This window comes from Polynucleobacter sp. AP-Nickl1-40-C4 (genome assembly GCF_035012665.1).
Lineage (GTDB): Bacteria > Pseudomonadota > Gammaproteobacteria > Burkholderiales > Burkholderiaceae > Polynucleobacter.
Genome location: NZ_JAYGQR010000002.1, coordinates 138,367 through 164,070 on the forward strand (window position 1 = coordinate 138,367; position 25,704 = coordinate 164,070).

At 46.9% G+C, this 25,704-nt stretch carries 26 protein-coding genes and 1 tRNA gene; 17 read left to right on the top strand and 10 right to left on the bottom strand.

What is annotated here, in order from left to right:
* Nucleotides 1-299: 299 nt before the first annotated feature.
* The 9 genes from VC182_RS03045 (at nucleotide 300) to bamC (ending at nucleotide 11,738) form a co-directional block, all read left to right on the top strand.
* Nucleotides 300-3,155 carry a 2-oxoglutarate dehydrogenase E1 component gene (locus VC182_RS03045; protein WP_323484452.1) on the top strand — a complete coding sequence of 952 codons (2,856 nt, stop codon included), beginning with the start codon at nucleotides 300-302 and terminating at the stop codon, nucleotides 3,153-3,155.
* Between the two features lie 48 nt (nucleotides 3,156-3,203).
* Nucleotides 3,204-4,400, top strand: a complete 1,197-nt coding sequence (gene odhB, locus VC182_RS03050) for a 2-oxoglutarate dehydrogenase complex dihydrolipoyllysine-residue succinyltransferase (RefSeq protein ID WP_216122255.1) — start codon at nucleotides 3,204-3,206, stop codon at nucleotides 4,398-4,400.
* Nucleotides 4,401-4,412: 12 nt separating this feature from the next.
* Nucleotides 4,413-5,849 carry a dihydrolipoyl dehydrogenase gene (gene lpdA, locus VC182_RS03055; protein WP_323484453.1) on the top strand — a complete coding sequence of 479 codons (1,437 nt, stop codon included), beginning with the start codon at nucleotides 4,413-4,415 and terminating at the stop codon, nucleotides 5,847-5,849.
* A complete protein-coding gene (gene zapE, locus VC182_RS03060; RefSeq protein ID WP_323484454.1) occupies nucleotides 5,850-6,953 on the top strand; it encodes a cell division protein ZapE in 1,104 nt (367 codons plus the stop codon). It abuts the gene before it with no gap.
* A gap of 9 nt (nucleotides 6,954-6,962) precedes the next feature.
* The gene (locus VC182_RS03065) at nucleotides 6,963-7,814 is read left to right on the top strand and encodes a 3',5'-nucleoside bisphosphate phosphatase (protein ID WP_323484455.1); all 852 of its coding nucleotides are present in this window, start codon (nucleotides 6,963-6,965) and stop codon (nucleotides 7,812-7,814) included.
* 53 nt (nucleotides 7,815-7,867) lie between these two features.
* Nucleotides 7,868-9,070, top strand: a complete 1,203-nt coding sequence (locus tag VC182_RS03070; protein WP_072582293.1) for a tryptophan--tRNA ligase — start codon at nucleotides 7,868-7,870, stop codon at nucleotides 9,068-9,070.
* A 9-nt stretch (nucleotides 9,071-9,079) separates the two neighbouring features.
* Nucleotides 9,080-9,643, top strand: a complete 564-nt coding sequence (locus VC182_RS03075) for an SAM-dependent methyltransferase (protein WP_323484456.1) — start codon at nucleotides 9,080-9,082, stop codon at nucleotides 9,641-9,643.
* Between the two features lie 77 nt (nucleotides 9,644-9,720).
* The gene (dapA, locus tag VC182_RS03080) at nucleotides 9,721-10,593 is read left to right on the top strand and encodes a 4-hydroxy-tetrahydrodipicolinate synthase (protein WP_323484633.1); all 873 of its coding nucleotides are present in this window, start codon (nucleotides 9,721-9,723) and stop codon (nucleotides 10,591-10,593) included.
* Nucleotides 10,590-11,738, top strand: coding sequence for an outer membrane protein assembly factor BamC (bamC, locus tag VC182_RS03085; protein ID WP_323484457.1), 1,149 nt, complete (start codon nucleotides 10,590-10,592; stop codon nucleotides 11,736-11,738). Before dapA ends, bamC begins: the two co-directional genes overlap by 4 nt.
* A gap of 61 nt (nucleotides 11,739-11,799) precedes the next feature.
* Here the strand turns inward: bamC and VC182_RS03090 are convergent, their stop codons facing one another.
* Together VC182_RS03090 and VC182_RS03095 are read right to left on the bottom strand one after the other, a co-directional pair.
* Nucleotides 11,800-11,967, bottom strand: a complete 168-nt coding sequence (locus VC182_RS03090; protein ID WP_215321994.1) for a hypothetical protein — start codon at nucleotides 11,965-11,967, stop codon at nucleotides 11,800-11,802.
* 111 nt (nucleotides 11,968-12,078) lie between these two features.
* The gene (locus VC182_RS03095; RefSeq protein ID WP_323484458.1) at nucleotides 12,079-13,311 is read right to left on the bottom strand and encodes a cupin domain-containing protein; all 1,233 of its coding nucleotides are present in this window, start codon (nucleotides 13,309-13,311) and stop codon (nucleotides 12,079-12,081) included.
* Nucleotides 13,312-13,365: 54 nt separating this feature from the next.
* Between VC182_RS03095 and VC182_RS03100 the strand changes: the two genes are divergently transcribed.
* Nucleotides 13,366-13,965 carry a peptidylprolyl isomerase gene (locus VC182_RS03100; RefSeq protein WP_323484634.1) on the top strand — a complete coding sequence of 200 codons (600 nt, stop codon included), beginning with the start codon at nucleotides 13,366-13,368 and terminating at the stop codon, nucleotides 13,963-13,965.
* A 96-nt stretch (nucleotides 13,966-14,061) separates the two neighbouring features.
* On the opposite strand, the gene cysE is transcribed toward VC182_RS03100, so the two are convergent.
* Together cysE and VC182_RS03110 are read right to left on the bottom strand one after the other, a co-directional pair.
* Entirely contained in the window at nucleotides 14,062-14,826 is a 765-nt protein-coding gene (cysE, locus tag VC182_RS03105) for a serine O-acetyltransferase (RefSeq protein ID WP_323484459.1), read from the bottom strand.
* A gap of 23 nt (nucleotides 14,827-14,849) precedes the next feature.
* Entirely contained in the window at nucleotides 14,850-15,611 is a 762-nt protein-coding gene (locus VC182_RS03110; RefSeq protein WP_323484460.1) for an RNA methyltransferase, read from the bottom strand.
* A gap of 130 nt (nucleotides 15,612-15,741) precedes the next feature.
* On the opposite strand from VC182_RS03110, the gene VC182_RS03115 reads away from it, so the two are divergent.
* Nucleotides 15,742-16,530 (top strand): inositol monophosphatase family protein, encoded by a 789-nt coding sequence (locus tag VC182_RS03115; RefSeq protein WP_216241496.1) that lies wholly within the window; start codon nucleotides 15,742-15,744, stop codon nucleotides 16,528-16,530.
* 32 nt (nucleotides 16,531-16,562) lie between these two features.
* On the opposite strand, the gene VC182_RS03120 is transcribed toward VC182_RS03115, so the two are convergent.
* The 3 genes from VC182_RS03120 to VC182_RS03130 are packed head-to-tail and all read right to left on the bottom strand — an operon-like array spanning nucleotide 16,563 to nucleotide 18,731.
* The gene (locus VC182_RS03120) at nucleotides 16,563-17,345 is read right to left on the bottom strand and encodes a UDP-2,3-diacylglucosamine diphosphatase (protein WP_323484461.1); all 783 of its coding nucleotides are present in this window, start codon (nucleotides 17,343-17,345) and stop codon (nucleotides 16,563-16,565) included.
* Entirely contained in the window at nucleotides 17,342-17,845 is a 504-nt protein-coding gene (locus tag VC182_RS03125) for a peptidylprolyl isomerase (protein ID WP_215360092.1), read from the bottom strand. The genes VC182_RS03120 and VC182_RS03125 overlap by 4 nt, the downstream gene beginning before the upstream one ends.
* A complete protein-coding gene (locus tag VC182_RS03130) occupies nucleotides 17,817-18,731 on the bottom strand; it encodes a tetratricopeptide repeat protein (protein ID WP_323484462.1) in 915 nt (304 codons plus the stop codon). Before VC182_RS03130 ends, VC182_RS03125 begins: the two co-directional genes overlap by 29 nt.
* A 60-nt stretch (nucleotides 18,732-18,791) precedes the next feature.
* Here VC182_RS03130 and cysS point away from each other — a divergent pair, with 60 nt between their 5' ends.
* From cysS to tilS, 4 genes are read left to right on the top strand one after another with little or no spacing between them, the layout of a single operon-like run.
* Complete coding sequence (cysS, locus tag VC182_RS03135; RefSeq protein WP_323484463.1) at nucleotides 18,792-20,213, top strand: cysteine--tRNA ligase; 1,422 nt, start codon at nucleotides 18,792-18,794, stop codon at nucleotides 20,211-20,213.
* Nucleotides 20,213-20,887, top strand: coding sequence for a DNA-3-methyladenine glycosylase (locus tag VC182_RS03140; RefSeq protein ID WP_323484464.1), 675 nt, complete (start codon nucleotides 20,213-20,215; stop codon nucleotides 20,885-20,887). The genes cysS and VC182_RS03140 overlap by 1 nt, the downstream gene beginning before the upstream one ends.
* A 9-nt stretch (nucleotides 20,888-20,896) precedes the next feature.
* Nucleotides 20,897-21,868 carry an acetyl-CoA carboxylase carboxyltransferase subunit alpha gene (locus tag VC182_RS03145; protein ID WP_323484465.1) on the top strand — a complete coding sequence of 324 codons (972 nt, stop codon included), beginning with the start codon at nucleotides 20,897-20,899 and terminating at the stop codon, nucleotides 21,866-21,868.
* Nucleotides 21,834-23,135, top strand: a complete 1,302-nt coding sequence (gene tilS, locus VC182_RS03150; RefSeq protein ID WP_323484466.1) for a tRNA lysidine(34) synthetase TilS — start codon at nucleotides 21,834-21,836, stop codon at nucleotides 23,133-23,135. The genes VC182_RS03145 and tilS overlap by 35 nt, the downstream gene beginning before the upstream one ends.
* Here the strand turns inward: tilS and VC182_RS03155 are convergent.
* Both VC182_RS03155 and VC182_RS03160 read right to left on the bottom strand, forming a co-directional pair.
* On the bottom strand, nucleotides 23,125-23,418 hold the full coding sequence (locus tag VC182_RS03155; RefSeq protein WP_323484467.1) for a type II toxin-antitoxin system RelE/ParE family toxin: 294 nt from the start codon (nucleotides 23,416-23,418) through the stop codon (nucleotides 23,125-23,127). The two genes, tilS and VC182_RS03155, sit on opposite strands and share 11 nt — an antisense overlap.
* Nucleotides 23,412-23,696 carry a hypothetical protein gene (locus VC182_RS03160; RefSeq protein WP_072582308.1) on the bottom strand — a complete coding sequence of 95 codons (285 nt, stop codon included), beginning with the start codon at nucleotides 23,694-23,696 and terminating at the stop codon, nucleotides 23,412-23,414. Before VC182_RS03160 ends, VC182_RS03155 begins: the two co-directional genes overlap by 7 nt.
* A gap of 171 nt (nucleotides 23,697-23,867) precedes the next feature.
* Between VC182_RS03160 and VC182_RS03165 the strand changes: the two genes are divergently transcribed.
* Together VC182_RS03165 and VC182_RS03170 are read left to right on the top strand one after the other, a co-directional pair.
* Nucleotides 23,868-25,118 carry an aspartate kinase gene (locus VC182_RS03165; protein WP_072582309.1) on the top strand — a complete coding sequence of 417 codons (1,251 nt, stop codon included), beginning with the start codon at nucleotides 23,868-23,870 and terminating at the stop codon, nucleotides 25,116-25,118.
* A 72-nt stretch (nucleotides 25,119-25,190) separates the two neighbouring features.
* A tRNA-Ser gene (locus tag VC182_RS03170) sits at nucleotides 25,191-25,285 on the top strand.
* Nucleotides 25,286-25,363: 78 nt separating this feature from the next.
* Here VC182_RS03170 and VC182_RS03175 read toward each other — a convergent pair.
* The gene (locus VC182_RS03175; RefSeq protein WP_323484468.1) at nucleotides 25,364-25,636 is read right to left on the bottom strand and encodes a hypothetical protein; all 273 of its coding nucleotides are present in this window, start codon (nucleotides 25,634-25,636) and stop codon (nucleotides 25,364-25,366) included.
* Between the last annotated feature and the right edge of the window lie 68 nt (nucleotides 25,637-25,704).

Sequence of the window (25,704 nt, forward strand, 5' to 3'; positions counted from 1 at the left end):
ATTTCCCTTAATTTCATTTAATTGTTTGAAGATTTAGAGAATAAAAATCAAATTCATTTGAATCTGTCGGTAAACCTTTAAAGCGGGGTAGGAAAGTTCTTATTAATTCTCATTTATAGGGAGATACCCCAAAATTCCTTGAAATCAGGGAAAGCCCTTTATGTATCAATGGTCATTCGTGTTAAATTACACCTGTAGCACCAGTATTCGCACAGATCAATTCGCTAAACGGTAGAGCCGTGTAACGAATGGTTTTAACCACAGTTTTTATTCGGGAAACCCGATGAAAGGTGAGCATCATGATGCAGGATCAAAGAGATAACTCCTATCTCTTCGGCGGAAACGCACCCTACGTAGAGGAACTCTACGAATCCTACTTGCACGATCCAGCTTCGGTAGCTGATCATTGGCGAGATTATTTTGATAACGTGAAACAGGTTCCTGCGGTTGACGGTTCATCTCGAACTGACATTGCCCATGCACCTATTGTTGCTTCATTTGCTGAGCGCGCTAAGCAAGGTCCAATCAGAACGATTTCTGATTCGGCTGACTCAGAGATGGGCCGCAAACGCGTTGCTGTTCAGCAGTTAATTGCCGCGTATCGTAACGTCGGCAATCGCTGGGCAAACTTAGATCCATTAAAGCGGACAGAGCGCCAGGATATTCCTGAGTTAGATCCCGCTTTCTATGGCTTTACTGATGGCGATATGGATATCGTCTTCAATACAAGTAATACATTCTTCGGTAGAAACGAAATGTCCTTGCGCGATTTGCTCCAAGCATTGCGCGAGACATATTGCGGCACGATCGGTGTCGAGTTTATGTTTATTGCCGACCAGAAGATTAAGAAGTGGTGGCAAGAAAAATTAGAGTCTATTCGCTCAACCCCACAATTTAATGTGGATGAGAAGCGTCAAATCTTGGATCGCGTAACTGCTGCTGAAGGCTTAGAGCGTTACCTCCAAGCTAAATATGTTGGTCAAAAGCGCTTCTCCCTTGAGGGTGGCGAAAGCTTTATTGCCTGTATGGATGAGTTGGTCCGTGACTCAGGTAATAAAGGTATTCAGGAAATCGTGATTGGTATGGCTCACCGTGGTCGTCTCAATGTATTGGTCAACACCTTGGGCAAAATGCCTAAGGACTTGTTTGCTGAGTTTGAGCACAAGGGACCGGAAACATTGCCTGCGGGTGACGTTAAATATCACCAAGGTTTCTCAAGCGATATTTCTACTCCTGGCGGTCCGGTTCACTTGTCATTGGCATTTAACCCATCCCATTTAGAGATCGTTAACCCAGTAGTTGAGGGTTCTGCACGTGCTCGTATGGAGCGTCGCGGCGATATGTTGGGTATGCAAGTGATGCCAGTGTTGGTTCACGGTGATGCTGCGATTGCAGGTCAGGGCGTGATGCAAGAAACATTAGCAATGTCAGAAGTTCGCGGTTATTCCACTGGCGGCACAATGCACATTGTGATTAATAACCAAATTGGTTTCACGACCTCAGATCCACGTGACTTGCGTTCAAGCTTGTATTGCACGGACATCATGAAGATTGTGGATGCTCCGGTATTGCACGTGAATGGCGACGATCCTGAAGCTGTAGTGTTGGCGACTAAGTTAGCTGTTGAGTTCCGCATGAAGTTCCATAAGGACGTTGCGGTTGACATCATCTGCTTCCGTAAATTAGGTCACAACGAGCAAGATACGCCTGCAATGACACAGCCCTTGATGTACAAAATCATTGCCGCACATCCTGGCACACGCAAGCTGTATGCTGATAAATTAGAAACTCAAGGCGCATTGCCTGCCGGTACTGGTGACCTCATGGTCAAAGAGTACCGCGCCGCAATGGACGAAGGTAAGCAAACCTCCGATCCAGTGTTAAGCAACTTCAAAGGCAAGTTTGCAGTTGATTGGTCTCCGTTCTTGAATAAGAAGTGGACCGATGAAGCCGATACAGCGATTCCATTAACAGAGTGGAAGCGCTTGGCTGAGAAGATTTCTACTATTCCCGAAGGTTTCAAGGCTCATCCATTGGTTGCTAAGGTCTATAACGACCGTGCTGCCATGGGTCGTGGTGAGGTGAATGTGGATTGGGGTATGGGCGAGCATATGGCTTTCGCATCCCTAGTTGCTAGCGGCTACCCAGTGCGTTTATCTGGCGAAGATAGCGGACGTGGAACCTTTACCCACCGTCATGCGGTGTTGCATGAGCAAAACCGTGAGAAATGGGATACCGGTACTTATGTCGCTCTTCAGCATGTCACTAAAGATCAAGCACCGTTTGTGGTAATTGACTCGATTCTTTCTGAAGAGGCTGTGCTGGGTTTTGAATACGGCTATGCCGCTGCAGAACCAAACACCTTAACGATTTGGGAGGCCCAGTTCGGCGACTTCGCTAACGGCGCTCAAGTGGTGATTGACCAGTTCATCGCCTCTGGTGAGGTGAAGTGGGGTCGTGCGAACGGTTTGGTCATGATGTTGCCGCATGGTTACGAAGGTCAAGGTCCAGAGCATTCTTCTGCACGTCTTGAACGTTTTATGCAGTTATGTGCAGATACTAATATGCAAGTGATTCAGCCGACTACTGCGGCGCAGATCTTCCACGTGTTGCGTCGTCAAATGATTCGTCAGTTCCGCAAGCCGCTGATCTTGATGACTCCTAAATCATTGTTGCGTAACAAAGAAGCCGCATCCCCTTTATCTGAATTTACTAAAGGCGGCTTCCAGACCATCATTGGTGAACGTGATGATTCTATTGATGCGAAGCAGGTTACTCGATTAGTCATGTGTTCTGGCAAGGTCTATTACGACTTGGTTAAGCAGCGCGCTGAGAAGAAGATTGCTGATGTAGCGATCATTCGCTTAGAGCAGTTATATCCATTCCCGCACAAAGCATTGACTGCTGAGTTGAAGAAGTATCCAAAGCTAGAAGAGGTTGTATGGTGTCAGGACGAGCCACAAAATCAAGGCGCTTGGTTCTTTGTCCAGCACAACATCTTGGAAAATATGTCTGATGGTATGAAGTTGGGATATGCAGGCCGTCCTGCATCAGCATCACCAGCTTGTGGTTATGCCCATCTCCACCAAGAACAGCAGAAGTCTCTACTGAATGTGGCATTTGCCAAACTCAAAGGTTACGTGATCACGAAATAATCGTCTTCATAATTCAATATACACACATACATATAAACAGGATTAATCATGGCTATTTTCGAAGTTAAAGTTCCACAACTCTCAGAGTCAGTTGCTGAAGCAACTTTGTTGCAATGGAAAAAGAAGGTTGGTGACGCTGTTGGTCAAGACGAGATCTTGATCGAAATCGAAACAGACAAAGTTGTTCTCGAAGTTCCAGCGCCTTCCGCTGGTGTTTTGACAGAAATCGTTGTTGCTGACGGTGGTACCGTTATTGCTGAGCAATTGATTGCAAAGATTGATAGCACTGCTGTTGCCGCTGCCGCGCCCGCACCAGCTGCTGCTCCTGCAGCAGCCCCAGCAAAAGCAGCCGCCGCTCCTGCCGCTAAAGCTGGCGCAGCAGCAGCTCCTTCAGCCGCGAAAATTCTTGCAGAGAAGGGTGTCGACGCTGGTCAAGTTGCTGGTTCAGGACGTGATGGCCGTATTACCAAGGGTGATGCATTGAATGCTTCTGCAGTCGGCACTAAATCTGCTGCATTGCCAAGCGCGCCAGTTCCAATGGGTGATCGCCCAGAAGAGCGTGTACCAATGAGCCGTTTGCGTGCTCGTATTGCTGAGCGTTTACTTGAGTCCCAAGCTAACAACGCCATCTTGACTACATTCAATGAAGTCAACATGGCTCCAGTAATCGCTATGCGTAATAAGTACAAAGATCAATTTGAAAAAGTCCATGGCGTGAAGTTGGGCTTCATGTCTTTCTTCGTTAAAGCAGCTACACATGCTTTGAAGAAATTCCCACTCTTGAATGCTTCGGTTGATGGCAATGACATCGTTTACCACGGTTACTTTGATATCGGTATTGCAGTAAGCTCACCACGTGGCTTGGTGGTTCCGATTTTGCGTGACGTTGACCAAATGAATTTGGCTGACATTGAGAAGAAAATTGCTGAATTCGGTGCCAAGGCTCGCGATGGAAAATTGTCGATTGAAGAGTTGACTGGCGGTACTTTCTCCATTTCTAACGGCGGCGTATTCGGATCGATGTTGTCTACTCCGATTATCAACCCACCGCAATCCGCTATTTTGGGTATTCATGCAACTAAAGATCGTGCTGTTGTTGAAAACGGCCAAGTAGTTGTTCGTCCAATCAACTATCTTGCTTTGTCATACGACCACCGCATTATTGACGGTCGTGAGGCTGTGCTTGGTTTAGTTGCCATGAAGGATGCTTTAGAAGATCCTTCACGTCTTCTCCTTGATTTGTAAGAAGGGAAGATCATGAGCCAAGCTTTTGACGTAGTAGTAATTGGTGCTGGCCCTGGTGGCTACATCGCCGCAATTCGTGCAGCGCAACTGGGTTTTAAGGTTGCCTGTGCTGAATCGAGTTCCTATGATGATCCAAAAGGTGAGACACGTTTGGGCGGTACCTGCTTAAACGTGGGTTGTATTCCGTCTAAGGCATTATTGGCATCTTCCGAAGAATTCGAAAAGATCAGCCATCATGCTGCAGATCATGGCATTAAAGTGGGTGCTGTAAGCATCGACTCTAAAAAGATGATCGCTCGTAAGGATGACATCGTTACGAAAATGACTGGTGGCATTCAGTACCTGTTCCGGAAAAACAAAATCACTTTGTTAAAAGGCCATGCTTCATTCGAAGGTAAGAATGCCGATGGTTATCAAGTAAAGATTGACGGCAAAGACAAAGAAACGGTTACTGCAAAGAATGTAATCATTGCTACCGGCTCTAAAGCGCGTCACCTCCCTAGTATCGCTGTAGATAACGTCTTGATTTGCGATAACGAAGGTGCGCTCAAGTTTGACTCCGCCCCTAAGAAATTAGGCGTTATTGGTGCAGGTGTGATCGGCTTAGAGTTGGGCTCCGTATGGCGCCGTCTCGGTGCTGAAGTGACTGTGCTCGAAGCTATGCCTTCATTCTTAGGCGCTTGTGATATCGGTATTGCTAAAGAAGCTCAAAAGCTTTTTGCTAAGCAAGGCTTAGATATTCATACTGGCGTGAAGATTGGTGATGTTAAAGCCGACAAGAAGGGTGTAGTGGTTAATTACACCGATAGCGCTGGTAAGGCTGCTAAGTTGGAATGTGAGCGCTTAATTGTTTCAGTTGGTCGTGTACCTAACACGGACAAATTGGGTTTAGATAAGATTGGCCTTAAAGTGGATGAGCGTGGCTTCATTCCAATTGATGATCACACTTGTGCTACTGCAGCGCCTGGCGTTTACGCGGTTGGTGATGTAGTACGCGGCCCTATGTTGGCACACAAAGCAGAAGATGAAGGTGTCTTGGTTGCTGAAGTGATTGCTGGCCAAAAACCCCATATCGATTACAACTGCATTCCTTGGGTGATCTATACCGATCCTGAAATTGCTTGGGTTGGTAAAACTGAACAAGCACTCAAAGACGCAGGCATTGCTTATAAAGTAGGTCAGTTCCCTTTTGCTGCTAATGGCCGTGCATTAGGCATGGGTCGCGCTGATGGTTTCATTAAGGTCTTAGCTGATGCCAAGACTGATGAAATTCTTGGCGTACATATTATTGGCGCCAATGCTTCAGACTTGATTGCTGAAGCAGCGGTTGCAATGGAATTCAAAGCAGCAGCAGAAGATATTGCTCGTATCTGTCATGCACATCCAAGTTTGTCTGAAGTGATGCGCGAAGCAGCGTTGGCGACAGATTCACGTGCATTAAATATGTAATTGAAAACCATTGAGTTTTACCAACAAGAGTTAAAGACGCGCGGGTATCAGAGTGATCCCGCGCAGCTTCGCGCTGTAGAGCGTCTTCAGGAATGCGAAGATCAATGGATTGCTTATAAAGAAATCCGTAGCAATACCTTAAAGAAAAAGATATTTAAACCAACGCTCCCTCGTGGCATTTACTTATGGGGCGGGGTAGGTCGTGGCAAATCTTTCTTAATGGATTGCTTTTATGCGGCCTCACCATTAGAAAAGAAAATCCGCATTCATTTTCATGAGTTCATGCGTGAAGTCCATCGCGAACTCCATGAGTTATCGGGTTTATCAGATCCGCTGGACGAGCTGGCTAAGCGTATTTCAAATCGCTATCGTCTTATTTGCTTTGATGAGTTTCACATCAACGACATCGCTGATGCGATGATTCTCTATCGCTTACTAAGCGCACTCTTTGTCGATCGCGTGCAGTTTGTGATGACATCAAACTATCGTCCAGATCAGCTTTATCCGAATGGTTTACATCGAGATCGATTGATTCCTGCAATTAAGTTGTTGGAAGAAAAGCTTGATGTCTTGAATGTAGATGCAGGCAATGATTACCGCCGGGTTCAAATGGCGCAAGTCGAGGCCTATCTCACTCCGGCCAATGCGGAGACGCAAGCAACGCTCGGTCAAATGTTTCAAACCTTAATTGGCAATCAAAAAGAAGCGCGTAATCCAGTTCTCAATATTGAGAACCGTGAGTTACGACCGCTTCACATGGCGGACGGTGTAGTTTGGTTCGACTTTAAAACTTTGTGCTGTGGCCCACGCTCACAAAACGATTATCTAGAGATTGCTAACCAGTTTCATACTGTGATTTTGTCTGGGGTGCCCTATATGCCCCCAAGAATGACAAATGAAGCCCGCCGCTTTATTTGGCTAATCGACGTCTTGTATGACCACAAGATTAAGTTAATCATGTCTGCTGAGGTCCCGGCCCCAGATTTATACACTGAGGGCCAAATTACGGCTGAATTCTCTCGAACCGTGTCCCGTTTGATTGAAATGCAGTCTCGTGACTACCTAGATGCACCGCGCCGGGTAATTGATACCAGCTTGACCTAAAATAGGCTTATGAGCAGCTTTTCACCAATAAACGCCGACTTGCATTGCCATTCAGTGATTTCTGATGGCACATTGATGCCTGAACAGTTAGCAGAGCGTGCAAAAGCCAATGGAGTGCATTTGTGGGCACTAACCGATCATGATGAATTGGGCGGTCAGAAACGTGCGCGAGAGGCTGCTAGTGCACTAAAGATCGACTACCTTGCTGGTGTAGAAATTTCCGTCACTTGGATGGGTGAGACGATTCATATTGTTGGCCTTGGAATTGATGCTGAGCATGCTGGCATCATCGAAGGACTTCGTTGCACTCGTGATGGCCGAGGTAATCGCGCCAAACTGATGGCAGAACAGTTACTCAAAGCAGGTATACCTGGCGCTTATGAGGGCGCACTTCATTTTGCAGGCAATCATGATTTGATTTCAAGAACACACTTTGCGCGTTTCTTAGTAGAGCAGGGCGTATGTCGCAATACCGAGCACGTATTTAAAAATTATTTAATTGAAGGTAAACCAGGATATGTACCTCATCAGTGGGCTACCCTAGATGACGCTGTTAGCTGGATTAAATCAGCAGGTGGTGTAGCGGTGATTGCCCATCCTGGCCGCTACAGTAGACTCAATGCCATGCAAATGGACGAGCTCTATAAACACTTCAAGGATATTGGTGGCCTAGCAATTGAGGTGATTACGGGTAGCCATAGCCCTGACCAATACAAAACCTTTGCAAAGATTGCGCAGCAATATGGCTTTTTAGCCTCGCGTGGCTCCGATTTTCATGACCCAAGCGAGAGTCATATAGATTTAGGCAATTTGCCGCACTTACCGGATCACCTCACGCCAGTATGGTCTGCATTTCATTAAACGATTAATTCATTAACTCCATCATTACTTAACCACTTAGAAAAAGAATACAGATGTTTGCTGAACGCGTTCTCTCTGGCATGCGACCAACCGGTAGCTTGCACTTGGGTCACTACCATGGTGTATTAAAGAACTGGGTGCGCTTGCAGTCCGAGTATCCATGCTTCTTTTTTGTGGCAGATTGGCATGCATTAACTACGCACTACGAGACTCCGGATGTCATTGAGCAGTCAGTATGGGAGATGGTGATTGATTGGTTGGCAACGGGCGTTGATCCAAATCAGGCGACCTTGTTCATTCAAAGTAAAGTACCTGAGCACGCCGAACTTTTTCTATTACTCTCCATGGGAACCCCGCTGGGCTGGCTTGAGCGGGTACCCACCTATAAAGATCAAATTGAGAAACTCAAGGAAAAGGATCTCCAAACTTATGGTTTCTTGGGTTATCCATTGCTACAGGCGGCCGATATATTGATGTATCGCGCACAGTTGGTTCCGGTTGGTGAAGATCAGGTGCCACACGTAGAGATGACTCGTGAAGTAGCGCGCCGCTTTAATTATTTATACGGACGCGAGCCCGGCTTTGAAGAAAAAGCCTTAGAGGCAGTTAAAAAATTAGGCAGCAAACGCGCCAAGATGTATGCGGAATTACGAGTGGCATTTCAAGAGCGTGGTGATGATGAGGCGTTGGAGCAAGCTAAAGCATTGCTGCAAGAAGCGCAGAGTTTATCGATGGCTGATCGCGAAAGACTCTTTGGCTTTTTAGAAGGTGCCCGCAAAATTATTCTGCCTGAGCCACAAGCACTTCTCACAACGGCATCACGTATGCCTGGTATCGATGGTCAGAAGATGTCTAAGTCTTACGGCAATACCATCAGCATTCGTGAAAATCCCGAAGATGTTATTAAGAAGATTCGTACGATGCCAACCGATCCAGCCCGCGTCCGAAGAACCGACGCCGGAGATCCAGCACGTTGCCCGGTATGGCAACTGCATACTGTTTACTCCAATGAGGAAACAAAACAATGGGTTGATAAGGGTTGTAAATCCGCTGGTATTGGATGCCTCGAGTGCAAGCAACCGGTAATTGATTCAATTTTGGCTGAGCAGCAACCGATGTTTGAACGTGCGCAGAAGTATTTGGATGATCCTAGTTTGCTGCGTTCCATCATTGCCGATGGTTGCGACAAAGCACGCAAGGTTGCCCAGGAAACCATGCGTGAGGTTCGCGAAGCAATGGGCCTTGCGTACGATTGAGTCTTGATCTTGCCTAGCCCGCACGATGCCATTTTGAATGCCTCTCCTTGGGTAGGGAGATTTGTATCCCTCATTCCAAAGGGAGGGGTGGTACTGGATTTAGCTTGCGGATCAGGGCGACACTCTGAGTTATTGGCAAGCATGGGTCATGATGTCTTGGCGGTTGATCAAGATGTCGCAGCAGTAGGTTCTGTTGGTAACCCTTTAATCACTCCAAAGCATCTCAATCTTGAGCAGGCTGATTGGCCTCTGATAGGTTCAGAGTTCAGTGCGATCGTAGTGACAAACTACCTCTATCGACCGCACTTAGACCAATTACCCAAAATGCTGCAAAAGGGTGGTGTTTTGATCTACGAAACCTTCGCCCTGGGAAATGGGGAATTTGGTAAGCCATCCAACCCCAATTTCCTGCTAAATCCAGGGGAATTGCTCGCTTTTGCCTCTCGTCATGGTCTTAAGGTAGTGGCTTATGAGGATATTTACTTAGATCAACCCAAACCAGCTATGGTTCAGCGCCTATGCGCAGTAAAAGGTGAGCTAAAACAGCGCATTCCGTTACAATTTCAGGGTTAAGATAGCTAAAAATCGGTGCATATTCGGTGACAAATACAGCTCATTCCAAAGGTAGCAAAAAGCCCATCGCTGGCAGTATGCCGGCCATCGTGACTCCCATGTACGAAGATGGCAGCTTGGATTACGCTAGCTTGCGTTCCTTGTTGGATTGGCATGTGTCTGAAGGCACTGACGGCATTGTGATTGTTGGCACTAGCGGTGAGTCTCCAACAGTTTCTGTTGAAGAGCACTGTGAGCTCATTCGTGTGACAGTGGAGCAGATTGCTGGACGCATTCCAGTGATTGCTGGTACCGGCGGTAACTCTACGATTGAAGCGATTGAATTAACTAAATTTGCTAAGCAGGTTGGCGCAGATGCCAGCTTGCAGGTGGTACCGTATTACAACAAGCCAACGCAAGATGGCATGTTTGCTCACTTTAAAAAGATTGCAGAGTCGGTGGATTTGCCAGTGATTTTGTATAACGTCCCCGGCAGAACGGTTGCTGATTTGGCTGGCGACACGGTGGTCCGTTTAGCGGGTGTGCCAGGCATTATTGGTATTAAAGAAGCAACAGGTAGCCTAGAGCGTGGCACCTTATTGATTAATGATCTCAAGCGTGCTGGCCATCAAGACTTCTCTGTATTTTCGGGCGACGATCTGACTGCGGCCATGTTGATGTTGATGGGTGGCAAGGGCAATATTTCTGTCACGGCTAATATTGCTCCGCGTTTGATGCATGAGCTCTGCGTAGCCGCCATGTCAGATGATGTGAAAAGAACCCGTGAAATTCAATATCAACTGATTGCAGTCCATAAAGCTATGTTCACAGAGGCTAACCCAATCCCCGTGAAGTGGGCATTGCATGAGATGGGCAAGATTACTGCTGGCATTCGTTTGCCATTAACACCTTTAAGCAATTCCTTGCGCGAGCCTTTGAAGGCAGCGTTAAAACAGGCGAACCTATTATGATGAATTTGCTCAAACTATCCCGTCGATATTTATCGATTCTCTCTTTAATTGTTATTGCTTCTACTGCATTGACTGCTTGTAAGTCAGTTACGAGTAGCGATACCGTTGACTACAAGAGTGCAGGTGCAGTGCGCGGTCCTAATTTGTCATACCCGCCAGACTTAATCACGGCGCAGGCGGATCGCCGCTACATCGTTCAGGACGGTACAGCGACGATGTCTGAATACAATTCTGCCGTTAAGAAATCGACGCAGATGCGTAGCAACGTCATGACGGGTATTCCTGGCATGCGAATTGCGCGTGATGGTGAACGTCGTTGGTTGGTAGTTGAAAAACCAGCCCCGGAGCTCTACCCACAAGTAAAAGATTTTTGGCAAGAGAATGGCTTCTTGTTGGTAATAGATTCGCCATCAACCGGCATTATGGAAACCGACTGGGCAGAAAATCGCGCAAAGATTGCACAAGATTGGATTCGTTCGACGATTGGCGGTGCATTGGATACGATTTATGACACTGGCGAGCGTGATAAATATAAAACCCGTTTAGAAGTTTCTAAGCCAGGCGAGACAGAAATTTATATTACTCAGCGCGGCGCGATTGAGAAATGTACAACCGACACTACAGGCGCTTGTTTATCTACTATTTGGACTCCTCGCCCTAACGACCCAGAATTGGAAGCTGTATTTTTGGCTCGTTTGATGGAGCGCTTAGGCATGACGCAAGAGCAGGCTAAAGCAATGGTTGCAGTGCCTCTTGGCCCTAAAACGCCTAAAGCGAAGTTTGTTCAGGAGGGCACTAACCAAGCCTATATCGAGCTCAGTGCTGGCTTTGATCGCTCTTGGCGTGATGTTGGATTGGCTCTGGATCGCTCTAACTTCACGGTTGAGGATCGGAATCGCTCAAGTGGTGTTTACTATGTTCGTTACGTGAATCCTAAAGACTTGGGCGATACCAAGGGCTTCTTCTCCAACCTCTTTAGCAGTAAAGATGAGTCTGGTATGAAGGCCAAAAAATATCAGGTGCTAGTGAAGAGTACTGGTGAGAATTCTGCGAATGTCTATGTACAGGGCGCGGATGGCAAACCAGAAAATACGCCCGCTGGTTATCAGTTGCTGACTTTGTTAACGGAGCAACTAACAAAGTAGTAGATTTTTAAAGGAAATAAAAAAGCCGCTTTTCAGCGGCTTTTTTTCTTCATGAAGAAGATTACTTCTTAGCATCAGCAGCAGGAGCAGCTGGAGCAGCAGCAGGAGCTTCAGCAGCAGGAGCAGCTGGAGCAGCAGCAGGAGCTTCAGCAGGTTTTGCTTCTTCTTTTTTACCGCAAGCGGCCAAGGCGATTGCAAACATTGCAGCGATAACGAGTGACTTCTTCATTTGTAAATTCCTTTAAAAAAAATTAATAACAATTACCGGTAATTGTTCTCTGGATATACCGAGGGATTGCCCCTAAGTAGTTTCCAGCAATAATTATATCCATCTCCGCCTTCAGTGCTCAAAAACCAACCAGCCGGCTAAATAAGCCTCATAAAGGCTAGATTGATCAAGCTGTTTTAGCCTGCCTGCCCTCAGCTCTTTATGGGCAGAGAGGGTTTGCCAGGCCGCAAGAATATCTGGAGCTTGTCCCTGGGTCATGGATTCTCCATTGCAATATACCTGTTCCCCAAGGCTCAGAATACGGGTTTGCGGGTGAGGTAGAAGTTTGCTGGATCGAAGCTTTCTAAGAAATTCTTGGGGCTTCAGGGGCTTATCGGGGGCATCAAACAGAGCCTGTTGTTTAGGTTCCGAAAGGTAGGCGGTAATACCGGGCAGAAATCCATCAATTTTGTCTAGTTTCAGCTCTTTGAGTTTTGAGTCTAGCTGTTTGATGAGCTCTTCCGGCAATTGATCTGCACTATGGGTTGCACCTTGTTTAGGATCTGCAAACTTGCTCTCTAGGGCGGGAATATTCTCCAAAGATTCTGCTAGGCGCCACAAACCTTCTTGCAGTAATTCTTTAAAGCTGGGGGAGCGAAATCCAACAGACCATGTTTGGCAACCCGCATCTAGCGCAATACCATCATGAGCAACATGTGGCGGTAGATACAACATATCGCCAGGCTCTAGCGTCCACTCCCGCTCAGGCTTAAAGTTACGCAGAATTTTTAGCGGTAGATTAGGGTTGAGGCTCAGATCTTTTTGTTCTGAAATTTTCCACTGCCTTCTACCAGACATTTGAATCAGGAAGACGTCGTAAGAATCAAAGTGGGGGCCAACACCGCCTCCAATACCAGCAATGCTAATCATTAAGTCATCTAAGCGCGCATCAGGAATAAAGCGGAACCAGGACAGAATGTTTGCAGCTGCTGGATGATGTGCCTCCATTCCTTGAAGCAATAAAGTCCAGTCGGGCTTGTTGATCGATGGAATTGCCCTTTTAGAAAACGGTCCGCTATCAAAGCTCCATGGATTGGATTTAACCAAGCGCGCCTCTACCTCATCTTGCAGGGCAAATTTGAGTAACTCTTTGGTGGGAATTGGGCTATCCAATGACCCACCTTTGTTGGCCGAAAGGGCAAATGCCGGAATCGCCCTGCGTATGAGAAGGGGCTTTTTATGCCAATACCGCGCCATGAACTGGTCTGGGCTAATACCCCCAAATAAGGCCCAGGGCTCGCCTAAAGGGAGCTTTGAGGGAGCCTGAGGTGGCTCATAGGGTTTGCTCAAGTAAAATGAGGTCATAAAGTAAAAAGCTGTTTAGAAACTGATTAAAAACGAATGTTCGACAAATTCCGCATGAAGATTGAAAAAAATACCATCGTATCCCTTCGCTATAAGTTAACCGATGCGCAAAATAATGTCATCGAGGAACCCGATGCTCCGATGGTATACCTGCACGGTGGTTATGAAGGCACTTTTCCTAAAATCGAGACTCTGCTTGATGGCCAAGATATTGGTTATGAGGCAACGATTCAGCTAGAGCCTAGTGAAGCCTTTGGTGAATATGATCCTGAGTTGTTAAAGATCGAGCCACGTACCCGTTTCCCTGAGCCGTTAGAAGTGGGGATGCAGTTTGAAGGCGTTCCTGATGCAGATGAGGACGCGACTGTAGATGATTCTGAAGATGGTGAACCTTTAATCTATACCGTTACGGATGTTGCAGACAGTCAAGTGGTATTAGATGGCAATCATCCGTTAGCAGGCATGGCATTACGTTTTTGGGTTCAAGTGGAAGATGTTCGCGCAGCTACTGATGATGAAATTGAAAATCGTCATCCAGAGGGCGGCGAAAGTTTTTCATTTGGGATGCCTAATGATGAGGGCGATGATGAAGATGAAGAATTTCCAGGCGGCGCATTAGGTGGTGATAGCACGGGCCCACGTACGCTACATTAATTAAAACCAAGTTTGAATAAAGAAAGGAATAGCATGCTATTCCTTTTTCTTTGCATCATTTCTTCTGCATGACCCCCAATGGGTAACCGCAAATCACTACTCCCTTAGCCACTGTTTAATAGCATCAAGGTCGCGTTTGGTATCGCTAGAGCCTTCAGCATCAGGGCCAGTAGGCGTGTTACTCAACTTGGCTAAAGCCTGCTCTAGCGCTGCAATCTTGGCTTCCTGTTCGATCGTGGCATCGATTAAACCTTTGAGCGCCATTGATACAGGATCATCTACATTCGGCGTCACTCCATAAGCAGAAAAATATTCCTTTGTTTTGCTATCAGGACTTTGCGGTAAATCTGGATGCAGGATGCGCGCAGGAATACCAACCGCAGTCGCACCTGCAGGAATTTCTTTTAGAACCACGGCATTGGATCCAACGCGTGCGCCATCACCCACAGTAAATCCGCCGAGAACTTTTGCGCCCGCACTGACCACAACACCTTTACCAAGGGTGGGGTGGCGCTTAACGCCTTTATAAAGCGAAGTGCCGCCCAAGGTAACGCCTTGATAAATCGTGCAGTCATCACCAATTTCAGTGGTCTCACCAATCACAATACCGAGTCCATGATCCAAAAATACTCGGCGACCAATCTTTGCACCAGGATGAATTTCTATCCCAGTGAAAAAACGCGCAAACATGGACAACACACGGGCAAGCCATTTCAGACCAAGATTCCATAGAAAATGGGAGATGCGATGCAGCCAAACTGCATGCAAGCCTTGATAGCAAGTGATGACCTCGAGACGATTCCGGGCTGCTGGGTCTCTGGCAATAATGGAGTCGACTTGGTCGAATAGGGGATTTGACATAGCTTGATTTTAACGGGATGCGCTTATTTTCTCAGGAGCATCTGTTTTGCAATACCGCGCAGCAGATCAATCTCTTCTTTATGAAGGCGGCTACGAGCAAACAGCGCTTGGATACGGGGCATCAGTTTCTTGGGGTTGGCTGGATCTAAATACCCAATGGCCTCCAGACCTTCGCGCCAATGTTCCAGCATCGCTGCAACGGCCGCAGGATCGGCAAAATCAGCCATTTCTTCCCGGCTAGATAAGGCATTTCGTCCCCCCAAATGCCGAGAGAGTGTTTCCCTAAGGGTGTAGGCGCAGACCATGATTGCCTGGGCCAAGTTAAGAGACGGGTAGTCTGGATTGGCATCTAACCAGACTCTATGGGTGCATAAGGCCAAATGATCGTTATCCAAGCCAGTTCTTTCTGGACCAAAGAGCAAGGCAACCCGTCCTCCACTTGATGTCGTATCGGCTATTAAGGTCCGAGCGGTCTCCCAGTCTAAGGCTGGTGGGCCAAACTCTCGATCACGGCTGGTTAAGCCTAAAACTAGTGAGCAACCCTCTACGGCGGAGGCTAATGAACTGCTTTCTGAGGAGCGCTCAAGGATATCTACCGCACCGCTGGCTAAAGCAATGGCATCCGCATTGACTGATACGTCTTTGATCTTGGGATTAATAAGGCGCAGGTCGCTAAAGCCCATAGTTTTAAGGGCGCGAGCAGCAGAACCCACGTTTCCTGGGTGACTGGTTTCGACTAAAACCCAGCGTAGTAGTTCAGATTTGTCGATATTCATCAATGCCATTGGGGGTGTTTATAGGGGGTAATGGATGCTAATCGTTTAGAATCAGACTGTTAGCTTCGTATTGTCATGCAATTTTCTTTTTGCAGGCATTACAAGGAGCTTGTTCTTATTTAATTTGTCCATCAATACTATGCATCCCATGTTAAATGTGGCCGTCAAGGCCGCCCGTCGCGCTGGAACAGTCATTAATCGTGCTTCTTTGAACTTGGAGCGCTTGCAAGTTGACCGTAAGCAACACAACGATTTCGTCACTGAGGTGGACAAAGCCGCAGAAGCGGCCATCATTGAAACGCTGAGCGAGGCCTATCCAACCCATGGATTTTTAGCTGAAGAAACAGGCGAACACAATGCGGATGCAGAAAACGTTTGGATCATTGATCCGCTAGATGGCACAACCAATTTCATTCACGGCTTTCCGCAGTATGCGGTTTCGATTGCTCTGGCAGTGAATGGTGTGATTCAACAAGCCGTCGTTTACGACCCAACACGTGATGAATTATTCACCGCTACCCGTGGTGCGGGCGCATATTTGGATCGTCGGCGTTTGCGTGTAGCCACGCAAGATCGCTTGGCAAATTCTTTGCTCGGTACTGGCTTTCCGTATCGTGAAGACCAGGACTTAGAAAAGTATTTAAAGATCTTTGCTGAAATGTCACGTCAATGCGCGGGCTTACGTCGCCCAGGCGCTGCATCATTGGATTTGGCTTATGTAGCAGCTGGTCGTTACGATGGATTTTTTGAGAGCGATCTCAAGCCATGGGACATGGCTGCTGGTGCTTTGCTGATCACTGAAGCGGGCGGACTGATTGGTAACTATCGTGGAGAAGAGGGCTTTCTGAAAAGCGGTGAAGTCATGGCTGCCAATCCACGTATCTTTGCACAGATGGTGCAGTCACTCTCTAAATACTCAGTTTCTTAATTCAAATTCTCGACCCGAGAAGTCAGTAGTGCTTAGTGCTTAATAAGGTCGAGATAGCGCGCTCCAGCACTATCGATCAGTAGGGCGCTTGCCCGAGGATGAAGGCTCTCAGGGTGATCGAGATCCCAGTCAGATAAAACCCAGCGCTGCCAAGCCTGGGTATCCATAGATTCTTTATGATGGGCCGGCAAGTGAGTATGCCCATGAATTAATCTGTCTCCAGATTGATCTTTCATCACAGCTGCACAAGCTTCTCGCGTGACATCCATTTTGAGTTGACTTGCAGCAGAGCGATGCTGTGTTTGATATTGGCTATGGCTATTGCTACGTAGATGCTGGGCAACACCTTTGCGCCAATTGAGGGGTAAGGTTAAAAAGAGTTTTTGCACCCAAGGTTTTCTAACCCAACTACGAAATACCTGATAGCCTAAGTCTGCGGTACATAAAGCATCACCATGGGCTAAGACCCATTTGTGTGAAGCTAATTCAACTACGCTAGGATCTGGCAAGAGTGTCATGCCAGTCTTTTTAATAAAAATTTTACCAATTAAAAAATCTCGATTGCCATGGATGTAATACGTTTTTACTTTGGTAGAAAGGTTAGCGATGGCGCGCTGAACTTCTTGTTGAAAAGGTGAAGATGCGGATGCATCGTCACCAACCCAATACTCAAATAAGTCACCTAGAATAAATACAGCCTCAACTTTAGGAGCATCTTTTTCACAGAAGTCAAAAAAGCGTTGCGCCGTCAAGGGCATTGACGGCGTGAGGTGTAAGTCTGATATGAGCAGCGCGCTCGCGTGTTGCGGAATCATTCCTCGAGAACAGTAGCCTTCTCAATCACAACATCTTCAGCAGGCACATCTTGGTGAAAGCCGGAGCTACCAGTCTTGACTTTGCGAATGGTGTCAACGACATCCATGCCGCCAGTAACTTTGCCGAATACCGCATAACCCCAGCCTTGGGCATTCGGAGCGGTGTGGTTTAAGAAATCGTTGTCATTCACATTGATAAAGAATTGAGCAGTTGCAGAATGTGGGTCGCTGGTACGCGCCATGGCTACCGTGTAGCGATCATTCTTGAGGCCATTATTGGCTTCGTTTTCAATTTCTGCACCTGTTGGCTTTTGCTTCATGCCAGCAGTCATGCCGCCGCCTTGAACCATAAAGTTATCAATGACGCGGTGGAAAATCGTGCCATCGTAATGACCGCTTTTTACGTATTGCAAAAAGTTAGCAACACTTTTCGGTGCCTTAGCCGCATCAAGAGTGAGGGTAATCTCACCCTTATTGGTTTTTAAGAGTACTTTCGCCATTATTAGGTCTACTTTCTAGAGGGTTAGTGGATGAAGTGTTGCTAGGCAGAGAATCTGCAGAATTGAGGGCGCGATTAACAGGGCGCTTTGCAGGGGGCTTGAGCACATCTAAGAGTGCTTTAGCGCGGTTGGAGTATTGACGCTGATTCAGCGTTGTATTTTTCGCGGCATCTTCATACGCTTGAGCGCCAAGGCGAATATAGATCTCACCCAGATTGGCTGAGGCAATGGCATAGCTAGGGCGTAGCTTTAATGCAAGTTCTAAATAATCTCGCGCCTCAATCCATTGACCTTGGTTGGCAGCTATCGCTGCAAGATTGTTATATGGCTCTGGCAATTCAGGGAACTGCTGGGTAATTTCAATCAACGTTTTTTTGGCTTGATCGAATTGGCGCATCTCAATTTGTAAGCGCGCTTTTACAAAACGCAATTGCACATTGCGTGGCGTCTTCTTGAGGTCCGCATTGATTTGGGTAACCGCATCTTGGTATTTGCGTGCCTTGATCAGTTTTTCTACATCGGATGGCACCGCATTTTTGGTGATGGGGTCCGGCTCAATAATCAAGAAGGATAAAAATGGGACGCCAACGGTCTCTGATAACTCTGGGTTTAATGGGTCATAGCCCATATCCGCAGATAACCTAGGGGGGTCAGTTGGACTGTAACCGCCCAAATAGGGTTGTGGAGCCAATTGGCCTGACTTCATTTCCTGGGCATGTAATGCCTGAATTTCAGCATCGGCACGTTGCTGGGCAGGCGTGCTGCAGCCTGTCATCAGTACCAGTGATACCAAAGCGGCAAAAGCTGGGACTAAGACCTTATTCAGGGCAAGGTGTGGCGCTGGGGCGTTGTGGGGCATAGAGGAAGGGGTGTGAAACGGGCTCATTCGATATACTCAGCGCTCAGTCTAACAAATTGGCGCTACTTGCCCCACCTTTATAGCCCTATGCTGCAAATCTATAACACCCTTAGCCGTTCTAAACAGGTCTTTAAGCCCATAGTGCCGGGCAAGGTCAAGATGTACGTCTGCGGCATGACGGTTTATGACTTTTGTCATATTGGCCATGCCAGGGTCATGATCGTCTTTGATATGGTGGTGCGTTGGCTTAGGGCTAGCGGCTATGAAGTGCTTTATGTGCGCAATATCACTGATATTGATGACAAGATCATCAACCGTGCCATTGAGAATGGTGAGCCCATTTCTGCATTAACCAATCGCTTTATCGATGCGATGCATGCCGACTCGGATGAGTTGGGTTTAATACATCCCGATCAAGAGCCGCGCGCTACCGATTACATCGCCCAAATGCAGGGCATGATTGGCAAGCTTATTGAAAAAGAATTGGCTTATCAAGCCAATGATGGGGATGTGAATTTTGCGGTGCGTTTATTGCCGCGCTATGGTCAGTTATCCGGTAAGACGCTTGATGAATTAAATGCTGGTGAGAGGGTGGCAGTGGGTGATGGCAAACGTGACCCACTGGATTTCGTTTTATGGAAAAGTGCTAAAGCAGAAGAGCCGGCTGATACTCGCTGGAAATCGCCCTGGGGCGAAGGCCGTCCAGGCTGGCATATTGAGTGCTCAGCCATGTCTTGTGACTTACTGGGCGAGCATTTTGATATTCATGGTGGCGGTGCCGATCTGCAATTCCCGCACCACGAAAATGAAATTGCGCAAAGCGAAGGCGCTTTGTATGGCAAAGATCGCAAAGAAGATGATGTTCCCTTTGTTAAGTACTGGATGCATAACGGCCACATTCGGGTGAATGAAGAGAAGATGTCCAAGTCATTAGGCAACTTCTTTTTAATACGGGATGTACTCAAAAGCTTTGATCCAGAAGTATTGCGTTTCTTCATGCTGAAGGCGCATTACCGCAGCCCGATTAATTACAGTGATGCCCAACTAGAAGAAGCGCGCTCAGGGCTTGGTCGTCTATACACTGCCTTGGCTCAAGCCCCAAAAGCGCAAGCAATTAATCTAGATCCACATAATCCATGGGCTAAGCGTTTTGCGGATGCCATGAATGATGATTTCAATACGCCTGAAGCGATTGCAGTTTTGTTTGACCTAGCCAGCGAAGTCAATCGCGCGCAAGGTGATGAAAAGCAATTACTCGCCAATACAATGAAGGCTCTCGGCGCTTCCCTGAACTTCTTGCAGCGTGATCCAACCGCATTTTTGCAATCAGGCTCTAAAGATCGGGATGGCTTAAGTCCTGCACAAATTGAAGAGCGTATTGCTGCACGTGTAGCCGCTAAACAGGCAAAAGATTTTGCCCAGGCAGACTTAATTCGTAAGACATTACTAGAGCAAGGAATTGTTCTGGAAGATAAACCCGGCGGCTTAACAGAATGGCGTAGGGCTTAATGACTGTAGTAAAAGAAATAAAAGTGGAAAAAGCAGAATCAATCTTGCAAGAAATTGCTCCAGACTATTGGGAGCAGGCTTGCAGAGAATTGATGAAGCACGATCGTATTCTGAAAAAACTGATTCCTAAAATTGGATCCGGATTTCTAGTGACACGCGGCGATTCATTTAATACTTTGGCGAGATCAATTGTGGGGCAGCAGATTTCAGTGGCAGCAGCCCAATCCGTTTGGAATAGAGTGGTTGCCGCCAGTAAAAAGAAAGTCACCCCTAAAAATATCCTAGCGCTCTCCGTAGAAGAATTGCGCGCCGCCGGATTGTCTGGGCGCAAGGTGGAGTACATCCGCGATTTAGCAGATCACTTTGATTCTGGACGTCTGCATGCTAATCAGTGGAAAGGTATGGATGATGAGAGCGTGATCAAAGAATTAAGCTCTATTCGGGGAATTGGCCGCTGGACTGCTGAAATGTTCCTCATTTTTAATATGGTTCGCCCTAATATCCTCCCCTTAGACGATGTTGGTCTAATTAAGGCTATTTCCCTCAATTACTTCAGCGGTGAGCCTGTTAGCCGCCATGAGGCGAGGGAGGTGGCTGCCAATTGGGCCCCGTGGCGTACGGTAGCTACCTGGTATATGTGGAGAAGTCTCGACCCCGTCCCAGTTGAACATTAAAATCAGACTATGAAAACGACTTTCCTGGATTTTGAGCAGCAAATCGCCGAATTAGAGTCAAAGATTGAAGAGCTGCGTTTTGTACAAGACGAGTCATCGGTAGACATCTCCGATGAGATCAAAACGCTTGCCGAAAAAAGTCAGCAGTTAACAAAAGATGTTTATGCCAATTTGACCCCTTGGCAGGTCTCTCAAGTAGCGCGTCATCCTCAGCGTCCTTATACCCTGGATTATGTTGGCGCTTTATTTACCGACTTCCATGAGCTACATGGTGATCGCACTTTTGCAGATGATCAGTCAATCATTGCTGGATTAGCCCGTTTTGAAAATCAGCCTTGTATGGTGATTGGTCATCAGAAGGGCCGCGATACTAAAGAGCGTGCTCTCAGAAACTTCGGCATGAGCCGTCCAGAGGGTTACCGCAAAGCAATGCGCCTCATGCGCCTTGCAGAAAAGTTTGGCATTCCGGTATTTACTTTTGTAGACACTCCTGGGGCATTCCCTGGCATTGATGCGGAAGAGCGCAATCAGTCTCAAGCGATTGGTCGCAATTTGTTTGTGCAAGCAGAGCTTGAGGTTCCAATCATCGCTACCATTATTGGTGAAGGTGGTTCCGGTGGTGCGTTAGCAATTGCGATGGGCGATGTTGTCTTAATGTTGCAGAACTCCACTTACTCAGTAATCTCTCCCGAGGGCTGTGCATCTATCCTCTGGAAGACCGCCGATAAGGCTCCTGAGGCAGCTGAGCAGCTGGGCCTCACAGCGCAACGCTTAAAGGCTTTGGGTCTAATCGATAAGATCGTTGCTGAGCCTATTGGTGGCGCACATCGTGATTACGATAATATGATGAGCAATATGCGCAAAGCACTTTCTGAATCCTTAAAAACTTTTGATGGCATGAAGGTAGATGCATTACTTGAACGTCGTCATGAGCGTTTGATGAGCTATGGCAAGTTCAAGGAAATCACAGCAAAGTCCTAAGCCGGGAAAACGAATTGCGGTTGCCTTAAGTGGCGGCCTCGATTCGGTTGTGTTGCTCGACACGGTTTGCAAAGCACAAGCTAAAGCAACAAGACAAAACAAAGACCAGATTTACGCTTTTCATATTCATCATGGCTTACAAAAACCAGCAGATGAGTGGTTAATCTTTTGTGAGAAGCTGGCAAAAAAATACAAGATCCATTTTGATTTTCGACTCTTGCATCTAGACAATCCACACGAGCAAGGCAATATCGAGGCTCGAGCAAGAGCAGGGCGTTACGAAGCGCTTGCCGATCTCTGTGAAGAATATGGCATTGAAGATTTACTCTTGGCTCATCACCAAAACGATCAAGCAGAAACCGTTCTCCTGCAACTCCTGCGCGGCTCGGGAGTAGCTGGCTTGTCTGGTATGCCAACAAGTAGGGGAGTTTCAAGCAATCAAAGTCTCACCCTATGGCGCCCACTCTTAAATCAAAGTAGAAAAGAGCTTGAGGCGTACGCAAAAGAACATAAGCTCCAATGGATTGAAGATCCCAGCAATCAAGATACAAAATATCGCCGTAATGCCGTTCGCAAAAGAATCATTCCAGCACTAGAAAAGATTCAACCAGAAGCATTAGCTAATATGGCCCGCAGTGCAGAGCTTCTTGGCGAAGCACAAACACTACTTAACCGACTAGCAACACAAGATGGCAAAAGTATTCTCAATAAAGATCAATTGAAAGTAAGCTCATTACTAGCTCTTGCTAAAGATGATTTACCGGCAGCAAACAATGTCTTGCGCTATTGGTTGCAAACGCAGCAGTTGGCGATGCCATCTCAGGAGCGCCTACAAGCTTGGTGGCGTGATCTTGCTAAAGTCAAAGCAGATGGCAAATTAGAGTGGTTGCATGATGAGAGAAAAATCTATCTATGGCGTGGGACACTGCAAGTATCCAATCCAGAAGAAGGGCGCTGGGTTCTCAAATTACTTCCAGCGAATTCCAAGCAATTAGGTCTGCCTGCAGATTGGGTAAAAGCTGCCCAAGAGAATAATCAAATCACCCTTAGAGAGCGCCTAGGCTCGGAGAAGATCCAGGTTAAGCCTAAGACGCCCCGTAAAACCCTTAAAAACCTCTACCAGGAGGCTGATATCCCACCCTGGGAGCGTCAGGCCCCCTTGCTCTATATCAACGATGAATTGATCGCGGTGGCGGGTATTGGGCTCAGTTACCCACATCTGACTTCAGCTGGCAAGCGTGTCCTGCCAATTTGGACTAAGGCGTAATCCCCGATTCTTTTTGATGACGTATGGTGCAAATGAGCACAGCATTTTTAGCTTCATCAAAGCTATATAGCGCTACATAGCCAGACTTTCCACGGGAGATAATTAACTCTCTGATGTGGGCATCACAGGTGCGACCGATAAAAGGGTGTTCCGACAATATCTGAATTGCGCCCTCAATAATCTCTAATGTAGCTAGAGCAGCATTTTTGTCAATTTCAACTAAAAAGTCAGTAAGTCTCTCGAGATCTAATAGGGCTCTTGGGGAGAAAACAATTCTTACCAATTCGTTGCTTTCAAGGTTGACTTCTTACCGGCAATGCGTGCTTTTAAATGTTTGAAGACTTTTTCTGCATCATGCACTTTACCTTCTTGTAAAACCTCCTTGCGAGCATTGTTAGCGTCCTCAATAAAAGATCTCCGCAATTCCGCATTGATGCTTGCTTGTTTAATTGCTCCCACCATAAAGGCGTGAGTAGTCATGCCAAGATCTTTGGCCGCATTGGCTGCTTGGAGCTTGATTTCATCAGTGAGTTTGAGGGAGGTTGTGCTGACAGGGCTCATGGAGGGTCCTAGGATCAAAAAGGTAACACTAAAGTAACACCATCATAAACAGCCCCATAGGACAAAGTCAACAGCTTGGTCTTAAAGACCTACAAAACCCTGTAAAATAAGCCCTTTTTAGACCTTCAAGGATTCAATTCCTTGTTACAGATAGTTAAATAGACGGTTTTTATGGCTCTTATCGTTCATAAGTACGGCGGCACCTCAATGGGCTCAACTGAGCGCATCGCCAATGTTGCCAAGCGCGTTGCCAAATGGATGCGTGCAGGCCACCAAGTGGTGGTTGTGCCCTCAGCCATGTCCGGCGAAACCAATCGCTTGCTCGGCCTTGCAAAAGAAATCAATCCAGATGCAAACCCACGCGAGTTAGATCAAATTGCATCAACTGGTGAGCAGGTTAGTTCTGGCTTATTAGCACTGGCATTAATCCGTGAGGGTATCGATGCAGTGAGTTACGCTGGTTGGCAAGTAACAGTCCACACGGATTCTGCATTTACCAAAGCGCGCATTAAGAGCATTGATAGCGAAAAGATTCTCAAAGACCTTAATGCTGGTCGAGCAGTCGTTGTTACTGGTTTCCAGGGCGTTGATCCTAATGGCAATATCACAACCTTAGGTCGTGGTGGCTCAGATACCTCAGCAGTTGCCATGGCAGCAGCTTTAAAGGCTGATGAGTGCTTAATCTACACAGACGTTGATGGTGTTTATACAACTGACCCCCGTGTTTGCGAAGACGCACGTCGCCTAGACAAGATTACCTTTGAAGAGATGCTAGAAATGGCAAGCTTAGGTTCAAAGGTATTGCAGATTCGTTCAGTGGAGTTTGCAGGTAAGTACAAAGTTAAAACCCGGGTTCTGTCTTCTTTGACAGACCCATTGATGCCTTTAGACGTCGAGATGAAGTCGGGCACCTTGATTACATTTGAAGAGGACAGCACTATGGAAGCCGCAGTTATTTCCGGCATCGCCTTTGCGCGTGATGAAGCGAAGATTACCGTTCTTGGAGTTCCTGATCGTCCAGGTATTGCGTATCAAATTCTTGGCCCGATTGCGGATGCCAATATTGATGTAGATATGATTATTCAGAACCAATCAGTTGAAGGTAAAACAGACTTTACTTTCACAGTGCCGCGCGCTGATTATCAAAAAGCATTGGACTTGCTCAAGAACACTGTGCAAGCGCACATCGAAGCAAAAGAAATTTCTGGCGATCCAAAGGTTTCTAAGGTTTCAGTAGTTGGTGTTGGCATGCGTTCTCACGTTGGCATCGCCAGCAAGATGTTCCGAACTTTGTCGGAAGAGGGCATCAACATCTTGATGATCTCCACCAGCGAAATCAAGATCTCAGTAGTGATTGATGAGAAATACATGGAATTGGCTGTACGCGCCTTGCATAAGGCATTTGAGCTGGACCAGAAGTAAGTAAAAAGCACAATAAACCCCTCAGGAGCGGTTATCCGTTAAACTGTGGGGCGTTGTAATAGTAAGAAGTACGGAGACGTGGCCGAGCTGGTCGAAGGCACTCCCCTGCTAAGGGAGCATCGGGGCTAAAACTCTGATCGGAGGTTCGAATCCTCTCGTCTCCGCCACTGTACTATATAGATAAAGCCCTTCGGGGCTTTTTTCTTTTCTACCTACCCAATTAAATACCCAAAAGAAAATAGGCCTTATTCCTCAAATCTCTCCCTAGTTAGGGGTAGGTTCTCAAGCTTATCGTCTGGCGCAACTGTGGCGGTTCTTCTGTGACGCCCCTCATCGACTGAAGCTGCCTCAAAGTCTCGCACCCTCTGAAGTTCTAGTTCTTTAGCTTCGGCTAGCTTAGATGCTGGGATGACTGTGCCGTTCTTAATGAGGCGTTCAAGCTGGAATTGTTTGAAGGTCTGTGTCTTTATAGTTCCGGCGTATTCAATATCACCCAGACCATGTTTATCTTTGCTCATCCTGACAATTTACATCATAGGCAGGGGGGGTACCCCATAAGACTTTTAAATAGGCCCAATTTAGCGAC